This is a genomic window from Allobosea sp. CS1GBMeth4 (assembly GCF_900185715.1).
GTDB lineage: Bacteria > Pseudomonadota > Alphaproteobacteria > Rhizobiales > Beijerinckiaceae > Allobosea.
In genome coordinates, this window is record NZ_FYAS01000054.1 from 41696 (window position 1) to 59926 (window position 18231).

General features: G+C 69.7%; 17 protein-coding genes and 1 tRNA gene. 11 read left to right on the top strand and 7 right to left on the bottom strand.

Going from position 1 to position 18231, the window contains the following annotated elements; genetic code table 11:
- Positions 1-15 precede the first annotated feature (15 nt).
- The 8 genes from CS1GBM4_RS23405 (at position 16) to rimO (ending at position 7111) form a co-directional block, all read left to right on the top strand.
- Positions 16-1053 carry a sulfate ABC transporter substrate-binding protein gene (locus CS1GBM4_RS23405; protein ID WP_186421173.1) on the top strand — a complete coding sequence of 346 codons (1038 nt, stop codon included), beginning with the start codon at positions 16-18 and terminating at the stop codon, positions 1051-1053.
- A 3-nt stretch (positions 1054-1056) separates the two neighbouring features.
- Positions 1057-1902 (top strand): sulfate ABC transporter permease subunit CysT, encoded by an 846-nt coding sequence (cysT, locus tag CS1GBM4_RS23410; RefSeq protein WP_186421174.1) that lies wholly within the window; start codon positions 1057-1059, stop codon positions 1900-1902.
- Positions 1895-2788 (top strand): sulfate ABC transporter permease subunit CysW, encoded by an 894-nt coding sequence (cysW, locus tag CS1GBM4_RS23415; RefSeq protein WP_186421175.1) that lies wholly within the window; start codon positions 1895-1897, stop codon positions 2786-2788. Before cysT ends, cysW begins: the two co-directional genes overlap by 8 nt.
- 15 nt (positions 2789-2803) lie before the next feature.
- Entirely contained in the window at positions 2804-3850 is a 1047-nt protein-coding gene (locus CS1GBM4_RS23420) for a sulfate/molybdate ABC transporter ATP-binding protein (RefSeq protein WP_186421176.1), read from the top strand.
- 72 nt (positions 3851-3922) lie between these two features.
- On the top strand, positions 3923-4360 hold the full coding sequence (locus CS1GBM4_RS23425) for an OsmC family protein (RefSeq protein ID WP_186421177.1): 438 nt from the start codon (positions 3923-3925) through the stop codon (positions 4358-4360).
- Positions 4357-5223 carry a sulfurtransferase gene (locus tag CS1GBM4_RS23430; RefSeq protein WP_186421178.1) on the top strand — a complete coding sequence of 289 codons (867 nt, stop codon included), beginning with the start codon at positions 4357-4359 and terminating at the stop codon, positions 5221-5223. The genes CS1GBM4_RS23425 and CS1GBM4_RS23430 overlap by 4 nt, the downstream gene beginning before the upstream one ends.
- Positions 5220-5684: a GFA family protein gene (locus tag CS1GBM4_RS23435; protein WP_186421179.1), complete on the top strand. Its 465-nt coding sequence runs from the start codon at positions 5220-5222 to the stop codon at positions 5682-5684. The genes CS1GBM4_RS23430 and CS1GBM4_RS23435 overlap by 4 nt, the downstream gene beginning before the upstream one ends.
- Positions 5685-5791: 107 nt before the next feature.
- On the top strand, positions 5792-7111 hold the full coding sequence (gene rimO / locus CS1GBM4_RS23440; RefSeq protein WP_186421180.1) for a 30S ribosomal protein S12 methylthiotransferase RimO: 1320 nt from the start codon (positions 5792-5794) through the stop codon (positions 7109-7111).
- An 11-nt stretch (positions 7112-7122) separates the two neighbouring features.
- On the opposite strand, the gene CS1GBM4_RS23445 is transcribed toward rimO, so the two are convergent.
- Together CS1GBM4_RS23445 and CS1GBM4_RS23450 are read right to left on the bottom strand one after the other, a co-directional pair.
- Entirely contained in the window at positions 7123-7338 is a 216-nt protein-coding gene (locus tag CS1GBM4_RS23445) for a hypothetical protein (RefSeq protein WP_186421181.1), read from the bottom strand.
- 280 nt (positions 7339-7618) lie between these two features.
- The gene (locus CS1GBM4_RS23450) at positions 7619-8590 is read right to left on the bottom strand and encodes a quinone oxidoreductase (RefSeq protein WP_186421182.1); all 972 of its coding nucleotides are present in this window, start codon (positions 8588-8590) and stop codon (positions 7619-7621) included.
- A 128-nt stretch (positions 8591-8718) separates the two neighbouring features.
- Here CS1GBM4_RS23450 and CS1GBM4_RS23455 point away from each other — a divergent pair, with 128 nt between their 5' ends.
- Together CS1GBM4_RS23455 and CS1GBM4_RS23460 are read left to right on the top strand one after the other, a co-directional pair.
- Entirely contained in the window at positions 8719-10419 is a 1701-nt protein-coding gene (locus CS1GBM4_RS23455; RefSeq protein ID WP_186421183.1) for a SulP family inorganic anion transporter, read from the top strand.
- 55 nt (positions 10420-10474) lie between these two features.
- Positions 10475-11647, top strand: coding sequence for an FAD-dependent monooxygenase (locus tag CS1GBM4_RS23460; protein WP_186421184.1), 1173 nt, complete (start codon positions 10475-10477; stop codon positions 11645-11647).
- A 2-nt stretch (positions 11648-11649) separates the two neighbouring features.
- Here the strand turns inward: CS1GBM4_RS23460 and CS1GBM4_RS23465 are convergent, their stop codons facing one another.
- The 5 genes from CS1GBM4_RS23465 to CS1GBM4_RS23485 all read right to left on the bottom strand — a co-directional run bounded on the left by CS1GBM4_RS23465 (position 11650) and on the right by CS1GBM4_RS23485 (position 17643).
- Positions 11650-12753: a CaiB/BaiF CoA-transferase family protein gene (locus CS1GBM4_RS23465; RefSeq protein ID WP_186421185.1), complete on the bottom strand. Its 1104-nt coding sequence runs from the start codon at positions 12751-12753 to the stop codon at positions 11650-11652.
- Between the two features lie 37 nt (positions 12754-12790).
- Complete coding sequence (locus CS1GBM4_RS23470) at positions 12791-13762, bottom strand: AEC family transporter (RefSeq protein WP_186421186.1); 972 nt, start codon at positions 13760-13762, stop codon at positions 12791-12793.
- 348 nt (positions 13763-14110) lie between these two features.
- Positions 14111-14185 (bottom strand) — tRNA-Glu (locus tag CS1GBM4_RS23475).
- A gap of 94 nt (positions 14186-14279) precedes the next feature.
- A complete protein-coding gene (gene recJ / locus CS1GBM4_RS23480; protein WP_186421187.1) occupies positions 14280-16082 on the bottom strand; it encodes a single-stranded-DNA-specific exonuclease RecJ in 1803 nt (600 codons plus the stop codon).
- A gap of 46 nt (positions 16083-16128) precedes the next feature.
- A complete protein-coding gene (locus tag CS1GBM4_RS23485) occupies positions 16129-17643 on the bottom strand; it encodes an MFS transporter (RefSeq protein WP_348522343.1) in 1515 nt (504 codons plus the stop codon).
- Positions 17644-17861: 218 nt separating this feature from the next.
- Here CS1GBM4_RS23485 and CS1GBM4_RS23490 point away from each other — a divergent pair, with 218 nt between their 5' ends.
- On the top strand, positions 17862-18206 hold the full coding sequence (locus CS1GBM4_RS23490; RefSeq protein WP_186421189.1) for a hypothetical protein: 345 nt from the start codon (positions 17862-17864) through the stop codon (positions 18204-18206).
- Positions 18207-18231 lie beyond the last annotated feature (25 nt).

Genomic DNA, 18231 nt, shown 5'->3' on the forward strand with positions numbered 1-18231 from the left:
GCACGGAGCACTGAGATGACGCGACAGAGACTTCGCCACCTTGTGCAGGCCGGGCTGACGCTCGGGGCCTTCGCGCTGTGCTTCGGCGTGATCGGCGGGGCGCGCGCCCAGACCGAACTGCTGAACGTCTCCTATGATCCGACCCGCGAGCTCTACCGCGAGATCAACGCCGCCTTCATCGCCGACTGGAACGGCAGGAACGCGAAGAAGATCGGCACGATCCGGCAGTCGCATGGCGGCTCCGGCGCGCAGGCCCGCACCGTCATCGACGGCCTCAACGCCGATGTGCTGACGCTCGCGCTCGCCGGCGACATCGACGCGGTGGCGCAGCGCTCGAACAAATTACCCGCGGACTGGCAGAAGCGCCTGCCGCACAATTCATCGCCCTACACCTCGACCATCGTCTTCCTCGTCCGCAAGGGCAATCCGAAGGCGATCAAAGACTGGGGCGACCTGGTGAGGCCCGGCGTGCAGGTGATCACGCCGAACCCGAAGACCTCCGGCGGGGCGCGCTGGAACTACCTGGCTGCCTGGGCCTATGCCGAGAAGGCGTTCGGCAAGGACGAGGCCAAGGTCCGCGACTATATCGGCAAGCTGCTCGCCAATGTGCCCGTCCTCGACACCGGTGCGCGCGGCGCGACCACGACCTTCACCCAGCGCGGCATCGGCGACGTCTTCCTGTCCTGGGAGAACGAGGCGTTTCTGGCGCTGAAGGAGTTCGGCGAGGGCAAGTTCGACATCGTCGTGCCCTCGCTCTCGATCCTGGCCGAGCCGCCGGTCGCGGTCGTCGACGGCAATGTCGACGCCAAGGGCACCCGCGCCGAGGCCCAGGCTTATCTCGACTTCCTCTACACGCCGAAGGGGCAGGCGATCATCGCCAGGCACTACTATCGGCCGCGCAATCCGGAAGCCGCCGATCCCAAGGACATTGCCCGCTTCCCGAAGGTCGAGCTCGTCACCATCGACCAGGCCTTCGGCGGCTGGGCCAAGGCACAGCCGGCGCATTTCGGCGATGGCGGCACCTTCGACCAACTCTACAAGCCGGCGCGCTGAGCGATGACGGCGTCGGTCACCCGCTGGCGCGAGCCCAGCATCCTGCCGGGTTTCGGCCTGGCGCTGGGCATCACCGTGACGGCGCTGTCGCTGATCGTTCTGGTCCCGCTCGCCGCGCTCTTCCTCAAGGCGGCGAGCGCCGGCCCCGCCGACATCTGGGCGGTGGCGACCTCGCCGCGCACGCTCGCCGCGCTGAAGCTCTCCTTCCTCGGCGCGCTCTTCGCCGCGGCGGTCAACGCCGTCTTCGGGCTGGTCCTCGCCTGGGTCCTCGTCCGCTACGACTTTCCGGGACGGCGCCTGATCGACGCGGCTGTCGACCTGCCCTTCGCCCTGCCGACCGCGGTCGCCGGCATCGCCCTGGCGGCGATCTACGCGCCGAACGGCTGGGTCGGCGGCCTGCTGGCGCCCTACGACATCAAGGTCGCCTATACGCCGCTGGGGGTGATGGTGGCGCTGATCTTCATCGGCCTCCCCTTCGTGGTGCGCACGATCCAGCCCGTGCTCGAAGATCTGCCGGCCGATATCGAGGAGGCGGCGGCCCTGCTCGGCGCCGGCCGCTGGCGCACCGTGTTCAGCGTGCTGCTGCCGCCGGTTCTGCCGGCGCTGCTGACGGGCTTCGTCCTCGCTTTCGCGCGCGCCGTCGGCGAATACGGCTCGGTGATCTTCATCGCGGGCAATGTGCCGATGGTCTCGGAAATCGCCCCGCTCCTGATCGTGATCAGGCTGGAACAGTTCGACTATGCGGGGGCGGCCGTGGTCGCGACGATCATGCTGCTCCTGTCCTTCGCGCTGATCCTGCTGGTCAACCTGATCCAGGCCGGCGCCCGCCGGAGGATCGGCGATGTCTGACGCCACCCTGCCCTACCAGATCGAGGATCTCGCCCCGGCCCGCGCGGCCCGGCGCGTCAAGGGCGAGTCGCCGCTCGTCCAGCTCGTGCTGGTCTCGGTCTCCCTCGCCTTCCTCTGCCTCTTCCTGTTCCTGCCGCTGGTCTCGGTGTTCGTCGAGGCCGGGGCGCGCGGCTGGCAGGTGTATCGCGAGGCGATCCTCGAGCCCGACGCGCTGGCGGCGATCCGGCTGACCCTGCTGGTGGCGGCGCTCGCCGTGCCGTTCAACGTTCTGGTCGGCCTCGCCGCCGCCTGGGCGATCGCGAAGTTCGAGTTCCGGGGCAAGAGCCTGCTGATCAGCTTCATCGACCTGCCGTTCTCGGTCTCGCCTGTGATCTCGGGCCTTGTCTTCGTGCTGCTCTTCGGCGCGCAGGGCTATTTCGGCCCCTGGCTCGCGGCGCATGGGCTGAAGATCGTCTTCGCCGTGCCGGGCATCCTGCTCGCGACGATCTTCGTCACCTTCCCCTTCGTCGCGCGCGAGCTGATCCCGCACATGCAGTCGCTCGGCTCGGCCGATGAGGAGACGGCCATGACGCTGGGCGCCTCGGGCTGGCGCACCTTCTTTTCGGTGACGCTGCCGAATGTGAAGTGGAGCCTGTTCTACGGCGTCCTGCTCTGCAATGCCCGTGCCATGGGCGAGTTCGGCGCGGTCGCGGTCGTCTCCGGCAAGATCCGCGGCCTGACCACCACGATGCCGCTGCATGTCGAGATCCTCTATAATGAATACATGAGCGCCGCCGCCTTTGCCGTCGCTTCGCTGCTGGCCGGCCTCGCCCTCGTCACGCTCGTCCTGAAAACCGTCCTGGAATGGCGTTTTGCCGACGCGATCGCCGCCAGCCGCCGCCACTGAGATTGGGGAACGCCCATGTCGGTCGCCGTCATCATCGAGAGCGTCGAGAAGCGCTTCCAGAACTTCCCCGCCCTGCGCGGCGTCTCGCTCGACATCCAGCCGGGCGAGCTCGTCGCCCTGCTCGGCCCCTCCGGCTCCGGCAAGACGACGTTGCTGCGCGTCATCGCCGGGCTGGAGCAGGCGGAGCGCGGCCGCGTGCTCTTCGGCGAGACCGACTCGCGCGAGCTCTCGCTGCGCGAACGCCGGATCGGCTTCGTCTTTCAGCACTATGCGCTGTTCAAGACGATGAGCGTCGGCGACAACATCGCCTTCGGGCTGAAGTCGCGGCCGCGGGCCGAGCGGCCGAGCCCGGCCGAGATCAGGAAGCGCGTGGCCGCGCTGCTGGAGCTCATCCAGCTGCCGGGGCTGGAGAAACGCTATCCGAGCCAGCTTTCCGGCGGCCAGCGCCAGCGCATCGCTCTCGCCCGGGCGCTCGCGATCGAGCCGCGGGTCCTGCTGCTCGACGAGCCCTTCGGCGCGCTCGACGCCAAGGTCCGCAAGGATCTGCGCGCCTGGCTGCGCCAATTGCACCAGCGCACCGGCCACACTACGGTGTTCGTCACGCATGACCAGGAGGAGGCGCTGGAGCTGGCGGACCGGGTCGCGATCCTCAACGACGGCCGGCTCGAACAGGTCGGCTCGCCCGACGATGTCTACGACCATCCGGCGACGCCCTTCGTCTGCCAGTTCCTGGGAGACGCCAACCATCTGCCGGTCAAGGTCGTCGGCAGCCAGGCCTTCTTCCAGGACCGGCCTGTGCTCGGCGGCCTGCGCCAGAACCAGGGCGGGCCGGCCTCGCTCTATGTCCGCCCGCAGCACCTGCGCATCGTCGACGACGCGCCGCTCGCCCTGCCGGGCGTCGTCGAGCATCTGCGCCGCAACGGGCCGTTGCGGCGGGCCGAAGTCGCCGTCGACGGGCTGCCGAAGCGGCTCGACGTCGATCTCGCCAGCCAGGTCGCGCCGGCGATCGGCGAGCGCGTGCGGCTGCGCATCACGCATGGCAACCTGTTCGCCGCCGCCTGAACCCGGCCTCGCCTCGGCATCCCGAGCGGGTTATGCCTGTCGGCCGACAAGCCGTGGCGACAGGAGCGTGCAATGAAGGCGCGGGCGAAATGGGTCGAGGGCATGGCCTTCATGGGAGAGGCCGGCAGCGGCCATGCCGTGATCATGGATGGCGCGCCTGACTATGGCGGCCGCAATATCGGCATACGGCCGATGGAGATGCTGTTGATCGGTCTCGCCGGCTGCACCGGCTTCGACGTGGTGCAGATCCTGAAGAAGGGCCGCGAGGCGGTCACCGGCTGCGAGGTCGAAGTCGAGGCCGAGCGCGCGAGCGAGGATCCAAAGGTCTTCACCAGGATCCACATCGCCTATCGCGTCAGCGGCCGCGGCCTGTCGCAGGCGAAGGCCGAACGCGCCGTCACATTGTCGAAGGAAAAATACTGTTCCGCTTCGATCATGCTGGGGGCGACCGCCGAGATGACCACCGCGCTGACGGTCGTCGACGAGCTGCAGCAGGAGGCCGCGGAATGACGAACATCCCGATTTCGGGACTGGTATCTCCCGATGTCCTGGCCGACGCGCTGGGCTCGCCCGACCTCGTCATCATCGACATCCGCAGCGCCGCCGAGGGCGGCCGCCAGGCCTTCGAGGCGGGCCATGTCCCGGGCGCGGTGCACAGCGACTACGCGGCCGACGGCTGGCGCGCCAAGGTCGGCAACGCACCCGGCATGCTGCCGCCGCTCGATCAGCTCGCGCGCCTGGCCGGACGGCTCGGGATCGCGCCGCCGAGCAAGGTCGTGATCGTGCCGGCCGGGCTCACCGCCAGCGACCTCGCCGCCGCGACGCGCGTCTACTGGACATTGAAGCTGATCGGGCATGGCCAGCAGGCCATCCTCGATGGCGGCTTCAAGGGCTGGCAGCTCGACCCGGCCCGCCCGGTCGCGACCGGCCCGGACGCGCCGAAGACCGCTCCCGCCTATCCCGTCGTGCTCCAGCAGAAGCTGCGCAGCACCGCCGATGCCACCCTCGTCGCCTCGCGCAGCAAGCTCGCGACCCTGGTCGACGCCCGCTCCGCCAGCTATTTCGAGGGCAGGGAGAAGGCGGCCGAGGCGATGCGGGCCGGACACATCCCCGGCGCCGTCTCGCGCGACTATGCGGCGGCGTTCGACCCGGCGACGGGAGGCTTCAAGCCGGTCGCCGAGCTGGCGACGCTGTTCGGCGCGGTGCCGAAGGGGCCGGCGATCTCCTATTGCAACACAGGCCACACCGCCTCGCTCAACTGGTTCGTCATGTCGGAGCTGCTCGGCCGCGAGGAGGTCTCGCTCTATGACGGCTCGATGACCGACTGGACGCAGGACCCGGAGCGGCCGGTCGTGGCCGGCGCGGGCGGATGAGCGACTGGCGGCTGCCCTGGACCGGAGGCTGCCGCTGCGGACGGACGCGGCTGCGCGTCACCGCGCCGCCGCTGCTCGCCTCGGCCTGTCATTGCCGCGGCTGCCAGCGCATGACGGCGAGCGCCTTCTCGCTGTCGCTGACCCTGCCGAGCACGGGCCTCGAGGTGACGCAGGGCGAGCCGACCATCGGAGCCTTGCATGGGCCGACGCGGCACTATTACTGCCCGCATTGCCTCAGCTGGATGTTCACCCGGCCGGAGGGCTTCGACGCCTTCGTCAACCTGCGGCCGTCGGTGCTCGACGATCATGGCTGGTTCAGCCCCTTGATCGAGGTCCAGACGCGCGACAAGCTGCCCTGGGCGACGACGCCGGCGGTCCACAGCTTCGAGACCGAACCGGAGATCCCGGCCTATGACGCGCTGATCGCCGAGTATGCGGAGACGGGGGCCCGGCCCGGCTGACGGCCGCGGCGCGCGGATTTGCAAATCCAGCCAAAACGGGTCAAAGGAGGCGCCGACGCGCCGGCCTTGCCGCGCCATCCCCTTCTCCGTTCCGAGTTCCGCCGCCGATGAATGCCGTCGCGCCGAAAATCTCGTTCGTCTCGCTCGGGTGCCCGAAGGCGCTCGTCGACTCCGAACGCATCATCACCTCGTTGCGCTCCGAGGGCTACGAGCTCAGCAAGAGCCATGCGGGCGCCGACGTCGTCATCGTCAACACCTGCGGCTTCCTCGACAGCGCCAAGCAGGAATCGCTCGAGGCGATCGGCTCGGCCATGGCCGAGAACGGCAAGGTCATCGTCACCGGCTGCATGGGCGCCGAGCCCGAGCAGATCCGCGACGCCTTCCCGAACCTGCTCGCGATCACCGGCCCGCAGGCCTATGAGAGCGTCGTCTCGGCCGTGCACCAGGCCGCGCCGCCCAGGCACGACCCGTTCGTCGACCTCGTCCCGGACCAGGGCGTCAAGCTGACGCCGCGGCACTACGCCTATCTGAAAATTTCGGAAGGCTGCAATAATCGCTGCAGCTTCTGCATCATCCCCAAGCTGCGCGGCGACCTGGTCTCGCGGCCGATCGGCGAGGTGCTGCGCGAGGCCGAGAAGCTGGTCAGGGCCGGCGTGAAGGAACTGCTGGTGATCTCGCAGGACACCAGCGCCTATGGGCTCGACATCAAATATGCGCCGTCGCTGTGGAGGGACCGCGAGATCCGCACCCGCTTCTTCGAGCTGGCGCGCGAGCTCGGCCGTATGGGCGTCTGGGTGCGGCTGCACTATGTCTACCCTTATCCGCATGTCGACGAAGTCATCCCGCTGATGGCGGAAGGGCATGTGCTGCCCTATCTCGACATCCCGTTCCAGCACGCCTCGCCCTCGGTGCTGAAGGCGATGCGCCGGCCGGCCCATCACGAGAAGACGCTCGAGCGCATCCGGACTTGGCGCGAGATCTGCCCCGACCTCGCCATCCGCTCGACCTTCATCGTCGGCTTCCCCGGCGAGACCGAGGACGATGTCGCCTTCCTGCTCGACTGGCTGAAGGAGGCCAGGCTGGAGCGCGTCGGCTGCTTCAAATACGAGCCGGTCAAGGGCGCGACCGCCAATGATCTCGGCCTGACGCCGGTCGCGGAAGACGAGAAGGAAGCGCGCTGGCACCGCTTCATGAGGACGCAGGCCGAAATCTCGGCACGCATCGTCAAGGCGCGCGTCGGCAAGCGGATTCCGGTGATCATCGACGAGGCCGGCCCGACCGTCGCCAGGGGGCGATCGAAATGGGACGCGCCCGAGATCGACGGCAACGTCTATGTCGCGAGCCGGCGGCCGCTGCGGGCCGGGGACATCGTCACGGTGAAGATCGAGCGCGCCGACGCCTACGATCTGCACGGAATCGCCGTCTGAGCCCGGGCGGTTCAGACGAAGGCGGCGACCCACTCCGGCCGCGGCATGGAGCGGGTCTGCGCGGCGCGGGTCAGGCGAGCCCGCGCCGGCTTTTCGACGCTGACCTGTGATGCGCCGACCTGCGTCGCGATCTGGATGGTCGGGCAGGCGGAGAGCTGCGCGTGAAGCGTCGTCGTGACGATGGCGAAGCAGAGGATGAAGCCGACGCGGCGCAGGAACGGGGACATGACGCAGGGACCAGATCGTGTTGTTGGTCCCGCTTTGCCGGCTCCAGGAGCGCTTTCGCTTCCAGGTTTCGAAGCTTTCGATTTTTCGCCCGAACAGGAAACGGCCGCCCGGGGGCGGCCGCAGATCAGGATGCCCGGAACCGCGCCGTCATCCTGCACAAGCGGCGAAGCCGCGCAGCTCCGGGATCCATCCTAAGGCTCCGGCGCTCTGCGATGGATCCCGGGTCGAGCTGCGCTCGCCCAGGATGGCGATGCTGGTTCCGTGCAGAAGCAATACGCTCTACGGGATGATCACGGTCGAGCCCGTGGTCCCGCGGCTTTCCAGCGCCCGGTGGGCGTCGGCGGCGTCCTTCAGCGCGAAGCGGGCATTGACCGAGACCGTGACCTTGCCGGAGCCGACCGCGCCGAACAGGTTCTTCGCCATCTCGACCAGGGTCTCACGCCTGGCCGTATGCGTGTTCAGCGTCGGCCGGGTGACGTACAGCGAACCCTTCGCGGCGAGGATGCCGAGATTGAAGGCCTCGACCGCGCCGGAGGCGTTGCCGAAGCTCGCCAGCAGGCCGAAGGGCTTCAGCGAGTCGAGCGAGGCCATGAAGGTATCCTTGCCGACGCCGTCATAGACCACGTCGCAGAGCTTGCCGCCGGTGATCTCCTTGACGCGGGCCGCGATATCCTCGTCGCGGTAGAGGATGACGTGATCGGCTCCGTGCGCCCTGGCGATCTCGGCCTTCTCCCTGCTGCCGGCCGTGCCGATCACCGTCGCGCCGAGCGCCTTGCCCCATTGGCAGAGGATCGTGCCGGTGCCGCCGGCCGCGGCGTGGACGAGGATGATGTCGCCGGGCTTCACCTTGTAGGTGCGGTGGAGCAGGTACTCGGCGGTCAGTCCCTTCAGCATCATGCTGGCGGCCGCCTCGTAGGAGATGTCGTCCGGCAGCGCGACGGTCGCGGCGGCGGGAACGATCCGTTCTTCGGCATAGGCGCCGTGCGCGGCGACCACGGCGACGCGGTCGCCGGGCTTGAACTCGCCGACCTCCGGGCCGACGGCGAGCACCTCGCCGGCGGATTCGTTGCCGAGCGTGATCGGCAGCGGCGCGGGATAGAGGCCGGTGCGGAAATAGGTGTCAATGAAATTCAGCCCGATGGCGCGGTTGCGGAGCAGGAGCTGACCCGGCCCCGGCGCCGGCAGCGTCACCTCCTCCAATTGCAGCACCTCGGGCCCACCGGTCCTGTGCAGGCGGATAGCTTTCGCCATGGCGATCTCCTGATGTCGATATTTGTGACGATAGGGACTTGCCTTCCCTCCGCGCAACGGCTGCACTGCACGGCAGACCCGCGCAAACGCCGAGTCGGTCCGGCAAAACTGCATGATCGGTTCCTGATATGAACAGCCAAGGCGCCCCTCTCGGTGGCGACAGAATTCTGCGCGAGGCCTTCACCCCCAAGCTGATCTCCGCCCTGCGCGAGGGCTATGGCGCGGCGCGTCTGCGGGCGGACGCACTCTCCGGATTGACGGTCGCGATCGTCGCGCTGCCGCTCTCGATGGCGATCGCCATCGCCAGCGGCGCCACGCCGGCGGCCGGGCTCTTCACCGCCATCGTCGGCGGCTTCATCGTCTCGGCGCTCAGCGGCAGCCGCCACCAGATCGGCGGGCCGGCGGGCGCCTTCATCGTCCTCATCGCGGCGACGATCGACCAGCACGGCTTCGACGGGCTGCTGCTCGCGACCATGCTGGCCGGCGTCTTGCTGATCGCGGTCGGGGCGCTCCGGCTCGGCACCTACATCAAGTACATTCCGCATCCTGTGCTGGTCGGCTTCACCACCGGCATCGCGATCATCATCTTCGCGAGCCAGGTCCGCGACCTGCTCGGGCTGACGCTTCCCGGCAAGGAGCCGGCGGCGCTGATCCCGAAGCTCCAGGCGCTCACCGGCGCGCTCGGCACGCTCAACCCGGCGGCGTTCGGCCTGTCGGCCCTGACCGTCGCGACGATCCTCGGCCTGAAACGCTGGCGGCCGACCTGGCCGGGGCTACTGATCGCGGTCGCGCTCGCCGCCGCCGCCACCTATCTGTTCCACCTGCCGGTCGAGACCATCGGCAGCCGCTTCGGCGGCATTCCGCGCGCCCTGCCCGCCCCGCACCTTCCGGCCTTCAGCCTCGACAAGCTGATCGCGGTGTTGCCGGCGGCGCTCTCGATCGCTGTCCTCGGCGGCATCGAGTCGCTGCTCTCGGCCGTGGTCGCGGACGGGATGAGCGGACGCCGGCACCGCTCGAACATGGAGCTCGTCGCGCAAGGCATCGCCAATATCGGCTCGCCCCTGTTCGGAGGCATCTGCGTCACCGGCACGATCGCGCGGACCGCGACGAACATCCGCGCCGGCGGCGTCACGCCGATCGCCGGCATGCTGCACGGGCTGTTCATCCTGCTGTTCATGCTGGTGGCGGCGCCGCTCGCCTCCTACATCCCGCTCGCGGCCCTGGCGGGCGTGCTCGCCGTGGTCGCGTGGAACATGGCGGAGAAGGCCGCCTTCGCCGCGATCCTGAAACATTCGCGCGCCGATTCGCTGGTGCTGCTCGCGACCTTCCTGCTGGTGATCTTCGAGGACCTGATGGTCGGGATCGGCGTCGGCGTCGTGCTCGGCTCGCTGATCTTCATGCACCGCATGGCCAACATCGTCACGGTCGAGGCCGGCATGGACAGCGCACTCGTCGACTATGACGAGGAAGGCCGTGACGAGCCGCTGGCGAACGGCAACGGCAAGCGCGACGGCGGAGCCTTTCATTACAAGATCACCGGCCCGCTGTTCTTCGGCGCCAGCACGAATGTCGCGATGGTGCTCGACCGGATCGGGCCGTTCCCCGAGCGGATCGTGCTCGATCTCTCCGGCGTCCCCTTCGCCGATTCGAGCGCGGCGGTCTCGCTGAAGACCGTGATCGACAAGGCGCTGCATCACGGCTCCACGGTCGAGATTCGCGGCGCGGCGCGGCAGGTGCGGGCCGTGCTCGGCCATGAGGGGATCGACGAGCGGCTCGTCTCCTTCGCGGAGAGTGCGCACAAGCCGGCCGAGGGCGTCGTCTGGGGCTAGAGGCTGCGGCAGTCGCGCGCTCGCCAGCGGCGGCGGCATCGGCTACCGAATGACCATGACTGACGAGCACCACAGCGAGATCGCCATCGTCGGGGCCGGCGCGGTCGGCTTAGCGGCCGCGCTGGCGCTCGCCGCGGCCGGGCGCGAGGTCGTGCTGTTCGGGCAGGCGAGCGCTCCGCGCGACGGCCGTACCATCGCCCTGCTCGACGGCTCCTGGCGGCTGCTCGGCGCGCTCGGCCTCAGCGAGGCCCTGGATGCGATCGCGTCGCCGCTCGCCGTGATGCGCCTCGTCGACGATACCGGCAGCCTGTTCCGGCAGCCGCCGGTCGAGTTCAAGGCGGCCGAGCTCGGCCTGCCGGCCTTCGGCTGGAATGTCGAGAACGCCGGGCTGGTCGGGGCGCTGGCGGCCAGGGCGGCGACCGAGCCGCGCATCCGCATGGTCGCGCAGGCCGTGACCGAGATCGTCCCCGGAGCGGATTCCGTCAGGCTGGCGGGAGACGGCTTCGCCCCGGTCGAGGCGCGGCTCGTCGTCGGCGCCGACGGCCGCAGGTCGCGGGTCCGCGGGGCCGCCGGCATCGCCGCCCGCGAATGGAGCTATCCGCAGGTGGCGCTGACCGCGATCCTCGCCCACCGGCGCGAGCATCGCGATGCCTCGACCGAATTCCACACGCGCGCCGGCCCCTGCACGCTGGTGCCGATGGGCGGGCGGCGCTCCTCGCTGGTCTGGCTGCTGGAGCCGCGCGAGGCTGACCGGCTCGGCGGCATGGATGACGCCGGCTTTGCCCGCGCGGTCGAACGGCAGACCCATTCGATCCTCGGCGCGATGACGATCGCCGGTCCGCGCGGCCGCGTGCCGATGGGCGGGCTCTCGGTCGACCGCTTCGCCGCGGGACGCATGGCGCTGATCGGCGAGGCGGCGCATGTCTTTCCGCCGATCGGCGCGCAGGGCCTCAATCTCGGCCTGCGCGACGTCGCGGCGCTGCGCGATGCCGTCGCGGGCACCGGCGATCCCGGCGACGCGGCGGCGCTCGCCCGCTATGACGGCGCCCGCCAGGCCGATGTCCGGCTGCGCACCGGCGCGGTCGACGCGCTCAACCGGACCCTGCTGACCGACCTCCTGCCGGCCGATCTGATGCGCGGCGCAGGCCTGCTGGCCTTGTCGCGGATCGCGCCGCTGCGCCGGCTGGTGATGCGGCAGGGCCTGGCCGGCGGAACCGCGGCCGGCTGAGCTCAGATCTCGTAGTCGCCGACCGGCGGGCTGCGCCGAAGGGCTGGCGCGGCGTCGCGGATGATCGGCGCGAGCGGCAGCGGCGTCGAGACCATGCGCCGCCCGCCGGGCTCCTCGACCTGCCGGTCGAACAGGCCGCGCGCGGTCAGATGCGGATCGGCCAGCGCCTCGTCGAGCGTCCTCACCACCGTGCAGCAGCAGTCGAGCGGCTCGATCGTGGCTCGCCAATGGTCCGCCGGCCGCGATGCAATGATCTCCGCGATGGCTGCCTGCGTCGCCGCCGGATCGCGCCGGTCGTCGCGCAGCCCTTCGTCGAGGCCGATGCCTTCGCAGAAGCTCGCCCAGAACTTCTGCTCGATCGCGCCGACGGCCAGGAACCAGCCATCGGCCGTGGCATAGAGGCCGTAGCGGGGGCTCGCGCCGGTGAGCAGCCCCTCCCCGCCGGCCGGGTAGCGGCCCGAGGCCTGGCCCTGCGCCAGCGCATACCAGGCGAAGGCGAGCATCGCATCGGTCATGGCGATGTCGAGATGGCAGCCCCGGCCGGTGCGATCGCGCTCGCGCAGCGCCAGCAGGATGTTGATGACCGCGGGCATCGCACCGCCGGCGATGTCGGCGACCAGCGTCGGCGGCAGGGGCGCCTCCCGGCCGCGGGCGAGCGACTGGCCGAGCAGCCCGCCGATCGCCTGATAGTTGATGTCGTGTCCGGCCTCGGAGGCGCGCGGGCCCTCCTGGCCGTAGCCGCTGATCGAGCAATAGACGAGCCGCGGGTTGAGCGCCCTCAGCGCCTCGTAGCCGAAGCCGAGCCGCGCCATGACGCCCGGCCGGAACTGCTCGATCACGATGTCGGCCGTCCTGATCAGCGGCGCAAGGCGCTCGAGCGCACCCAGTGCCTTGAGATCGACGGCGAGGCTCTCCTTGCCGCGGTTGAGGGCGGCGAAGGGCGCGGAGGTCTCGCCGAAGCGCGGCGGAAAGCGGCGCATGTCCTCGCCCTCCGGACGCTCGATCCGGATCACGCGGGCCCCGGCCTCGGCGAGGAAGAGGCTCGCCAGCGGCCCGGGCAGCAGGGTCGAGAAATCGAGGACGAGGAGGTCGGAAAGCGGCTGCATCGGCGGGCCTGCGGGCTGCGGCCCGGCGAGCGGGCCGTCAGGGAAAGAGGTCGGCCGCCATCCTGCCCGTCTTCACCAGCCACAGGAAGCCCGTCAGCGTCACCGTCGAGACGATCGTGCCGACGAGGATGCAGGCCGAGGCGCGCTCGACGCCGACGCGATACTGCGTCGAGATGACGAAGATGTTCAGCGCCGGCGGCAATGCCGCCATGATCACCGCGGCGTAGACCCAGGGCGCCGAGAAGTCGCCGAGGCCCGAGAGCAGCAGCCAGACCAGCAAGGGATGCACCAGCAGCTTGATCGCGACCAGCGCCGGCAGTTCGCCGGGCATCCGGCGCAGCGGCTGCAGCGCCACCGTGACGCCGAGCAGGAAGAGCGCGCAGGGCGCCGCCGCCTGCGAGAGCCAGAGCGTCATCTTGTCGAGCGCCGTCGGCAGCTCGAGCTTCAGGAAGGCGGCGAGCACGCCGGCGACGGTCGCGACGTTGAAAGGATGGGTGACGACCCGCCGGACCACTTCCCCGGCCGTCGCCGCGAAGCTCTTCTTCTCGACGCCGGCCAGCGCCATCAGGAACGGAATCAGCGAGAACAGCAGCAGATTGTCGAAGACGAAGATCAGCACGACCGGCGCGCTCGCGACCGGGCCGAGCGCGGCCAGGATCAGCGGCGGGCCCATATAGCCGATATTGGAATAGGAGCCGGCGACGCCCTGCATCACCGCCTGCGGCATGTCGCCATGGGTGTGACGCCAGCCGAGCGCGAAGGACAGCACGAAGGCGCAGAAGGTGGCCAGCGTCGTCACCGCGACGAAACGCCAATTGGTGAGTTCGCTCAGCGGCTTGTCGGCGATCAGGCGATAGAACAGGCAGGGCAGCGCGACATAGATCAGGAAGAACTGCATCCAGGCGAGCCCCTCGCCCGGCAGCCGCTTGTAGCGGCCGATGACGAAGCCGAGCAGGATCAGTCCGAAGAAGGGGGCGACGAGATTGAACAGATTGGCGATGTCGGCCATGCGGCGGGTACCTTGGGCGGGCCAGGGCCGACAGGTGCGTGTTCGATCCACGGACAGCGGCGACGGCCGGCGTTATAGGCTGCCCGTCGGCGCATGAGAACCCGCCTTCCCCGCCAACGTGATGTCACCGTTTCCCAGCAGGTTAACCTTTCGGGTTCCCAACTGGAGTTGACGTACGCCAGAGCAAGGCTCGCTGTGCGCAAAGTGGCCGCATCGCCTCTGCCAGCCAAATTCTTGGGGATACAAATCGGGACTCCGTGGAGCAGCCCCGGTTTTCCCCGTTTGGATCATCGTTATTTTTCAGCCGCTTAATCCAACCTGAGAAGGTGGCGCGATCTCTTGAATAGATGGCGCGGTCTACGGGAATCGAACCCGTCTTCCCAGCGTGAAAGGCTGGTGTCCTAACCGATAGACGAAGACCGCGGGCCGGAGCGCGAAGCGCTCTTGCGAGGCGGGGCGAGCTATAGTGTCCCGGCGAAGCTTGGGCAAGCCCGCTCGTCGCGTTTTTCGCAGCCGGTCAGGCGGGCCGGGCGAGATCAAGGACGCGCAGCTCGGCGCGCTCGCTGCCGCCCCAGCGATTCAGCGTCAGCGTTCCGGCGAGATGGACGCTCTCGCCGCGCGCCGCCAGGAGGGCCTGCCCGAGCGGCTCCTGCGCGGCGCGGAAGGCGATGCCGCCGATCGTCGCGCCGTCGCCAGCGCGCAATCGCACGCGCAGATGGCCGCCGGAGCCGACCTCGACCACATCGGTCAGCCGGTGCGCGGGCAGGACGAAGACCGGTTCGGGGCAGCCAGCGCCGAACGGTCCGGCCCGATCTACCTCGGCGAGCAGGCGCGGATTGGCGCCGCCGGCGCTGATCGCCGCGTCGACCAGCAGCGCCTCCGCCTCGCGCGAATTGGCGACGCCCGCCGCCAGCCTCTCGCCGACGAAGGCCGCGAAGGCGGCCTCCTGGCCCGGCGCCAGGGTGATTCCGGCCGCCATGGCATGGCCGCCGCCCTTGACCGCGAGGCCGGCCTCGACGGCCTGCCGGACCACCGAGCCGAGATCGACGCCGGCGATCGAGCGACCCGAGCCGGTCGCAGCACCATCGCCATTGCGCGCGAGCGCGAAGGCGGGGCGCCGGAACCGCTCCTTCAGCCGCCCGGCGATCAGTCCGACGATGCCGGGATGCCATTCGGCCGAGCCGACCACCAGCACCGGATGGGCGGCGACGTCGCCGAAACGGTGATCGACCTCGGCGACCGCTTCCGCGACCGCGATGCGCTCGATCTCCTGGCGCTCCTGGTTGAGGCGGTTGAGCTCGGCGGCGATGGCGCGGGCCTCGACCTCGTCACGGCTGAGCAGCAGCTTCGCGCCGAGGCTGGCGTCGCCGATGCGCCCGCCCGCATTGATGCGCGGGCCGAGCAGGAAGCCGAGATGCCAGGGCTGCACCGGCCCGTCGAGGCCGGCGACATCGAGCAGCGCCGCGAGCCCGGGCCGCCCGCGCAGCCGCATCATGGCGATGCCCTGGCGGACGAAAGCCCGGTTGAGACCGATGAGCGGAACGACATCGGCCACGGTCGCCAGCGCGACGAGGTCGAGCGACGCCAGCAGGTCGGGCTCGCCGCCTTTCGCCTGCCAGGCGCCGCGGCGGCGCAATTCGCGATTCGCCGCCACCAGAGTGAGGAAGACCACGCCGGCGGCGCAGAGATGGCCGAGGCCGGCGAGATCGTCCTGCCGGTTCGGATTGACCAGGGCGCGGACGTCCGGAAGCAGCTCGGGCGCCTGGTGGTGGTCGAGCACGACCGTATCGAGCCCGAGCCGGGCCGCTTGCCGCAAGGGCTCGTGGCTGGTCGTGCCGCAGTCGACGGTGACGAGCAGCGTCGCCCCCTCCCCGGCCAGCATCGCGATCGCCTCGGCATTCGGGCCGTAGCCCTCGATCAGCCGGTCGGGGATATGGATGCGCGGCCGCGCCCCGGCTTCCGTGAGGAAAGCCGCGAGCAGGGCCGCGGAACAGGCGCCGTCGACATCGTAGTCGCCGAAGATCGCGACCTTCTCGCCGGAGATCGCGGCCTGCGCCAGACGCTCGGCGGCGCGGTCCATGTCGCGCAGCACGGACGGGTCCGGCAGGAGATCGCGCAGCTTCGGCTCGAGATGGCGCACCGCCTCGCTGGAGACGACGCCGCGGCCGGCGAGGATCCGCGCCAGCGTGTCGGGAATCCCCTCGACCTGCGCCAGCGCCTCGGCCTGCGCCAGGCCGGCGGCGTCGAGCCGGTCGCGCCAGGGCCGGCCGAGGGCCGAACATCCGACGCCGAGGAACAGGCGATTCTGGCCCAGGGTCATGCGCCACCGCTGGCGCAGCGGCGCCGCTTCGTCAATCGGCGCGGCGTCATTCGAGCGGTTTCTGGTCCTCGATCGCCTGCGCCGTGACCTTGCGGGCGCTGACGGGCGCGTGGCCGGAGACCTCCGCGCCGGCCTCCGGCCTGAGCCGCGCCATCCACAGCGCCGACGAGGCCGAGATCAGGCCGACCATCAGGAAGGCAGGCCAGAAATCGCCGGCGCCGAGCGCCTTGCCTCCGTGGAGGAGGTTGGTGCTCTCCAGCGCGAACGCCCCGGCGGTGACGCCGAGGCTCAGCGACAATTGCTGGGCGACGCTGGACAGGCTGGTCGCGCTCGACATGTCACGATTGGAGACGTCGGCATAGCTCAGCGCATTGATGCCGGTGAACTGCAGCGAGCGGAAGCAGCCGCCGATGAAGAGCACGCCGAGCATCAGCCAATGCGGCGTCGCAGGCGTGAACAGGCCGGAGCTCGCCAGGAAGGCCGAGCCGATCACGGCGTTGACGGTGAGGACGCCGCGGAAGCCGAAGCGGGCGAGGATCGTTTTCGCGAGCGTCTTCATCAGGAGCGCCCCCGCCGCCGAGGCGAAGGTGATCAGCCCCGATTGCAGCGCGTCGAGGCCGAAGCCGAGCTGGAGCATCAAGGGCAGCAGGAACGGGATCGCGCCGATGCCGATCCGGAAGACCGAGCCGCCGAGCACGCCGATCCGGTAGGTTGGGATGCGCAGGAGCGAGAGATTGAGCACGGGATAGGCCAGCTTGCGGGCATGGAACCAGTAGGCGGCCAGCGCGAGGATGCCGAAGCCGACGCAGGCATAGGACACCGCCACCGGGACGAGATGGCGCCCGCCGGTGGCGAGGCCGAGCATCAGTGCCGCAAAGCCGGTGGCGGAGAGCAGGAAGCCCCTGAGGTCGAGCGGCGCGACATCCTCCTCCCGGATATCCTCGAAGAACATCGTCGCGAGGGCTATGCCGAGCAGCCCGATCGGCAGGTTGATGAAGAAGATCCAGCGCCAGTCGAAATAGGTGGTGATGAAGCCGCCGAGCACCGGCCCCATCACCGGTCCGACCAGGGCCGGGACGGTGAGATAGGCCAGCGCGCTGACGATCTGCGACTTCTCGACGCTGCGCAGGATGACGAGCCGTCCGACCGGCACCATCATCGCCCCGCCCATGCCCTGGACGAAGCGCGCCGCGACGAAGGCGCCGAGCGAATTCGAGAAGGCGCAGAGGACGGAGCCGGCCATGAAGATGGCGAGTGCGATCCTGAAGATGGTGCGGGCCCCGAACCTGTCGGCCATCCAGCCCGAAATCGGGATGAAGACGGCGAGGCTGACGAGATAGGAGGTCAGGGCCAGCTTGAGCGCGATCGGGTCCTCGCCGAGCGATTGCGCGATCACCGGCAGCGCGGTCGCGATCACCGTCGAGTCGGTGTTCTCCATGAACAGGGCGCAAGCGACGATCAGAGGCAGGAGCTTGGCGCGCTGCAAGGATTCGCACTTTCGGGTTCGTCCGCCGGCGCGCTTTACTGCGGGTGCAGGCGGCTGGCGAGGACGGATCGGCACCTGATGACGAGGGTTGCGTCCGGCGCATGGCGAACGGGACCCGCCGCTTCAACCCAAGCCGGCTTCAGATCTGCTCTCGGAGCGTCACAAGGATGTGATTGCGGCTCCGCCATGCGTTTCCGGCAGGGCGCGCGCGCCGCTGCATGCCTATCTCAAGGCGGAAGGGGTCACGCTTTCGCATACGCCGACGCGGCCTGTCCGCGGGCAAGAGGTGTTTCATGATCAGGTCCAATCACGCCCAGACCCGCTCCGTCGCGGCGAGCGCGCTCCGGCGGGACGCAGCGCTCGCTCTCCTCGCGGGAGCCGCCTTCGTCGCTCCGGGGCAGGCTCCGGCCCTGGCGCAATCGATGAGCTGGGAGGATGGCTGCGCGATGCGCGTCGTCACGCCGGGCTCCGGTGACGCCCTGCGGGTCTATAACTGCGCGCGGCAGAAGGAGTGCCAGCAGATGGCCGACGCCAAGGGCCACATGATGATGGGCATGGGCTGCTTCTTCGTCGCGCCGAAGGGCACGGCTCCGGCCGGCCAGCAGGCCGGGCGGACGCGCCCCGCCCAGCAGCAATAGGTCCGACCGCCGCATCTCCGCGGTT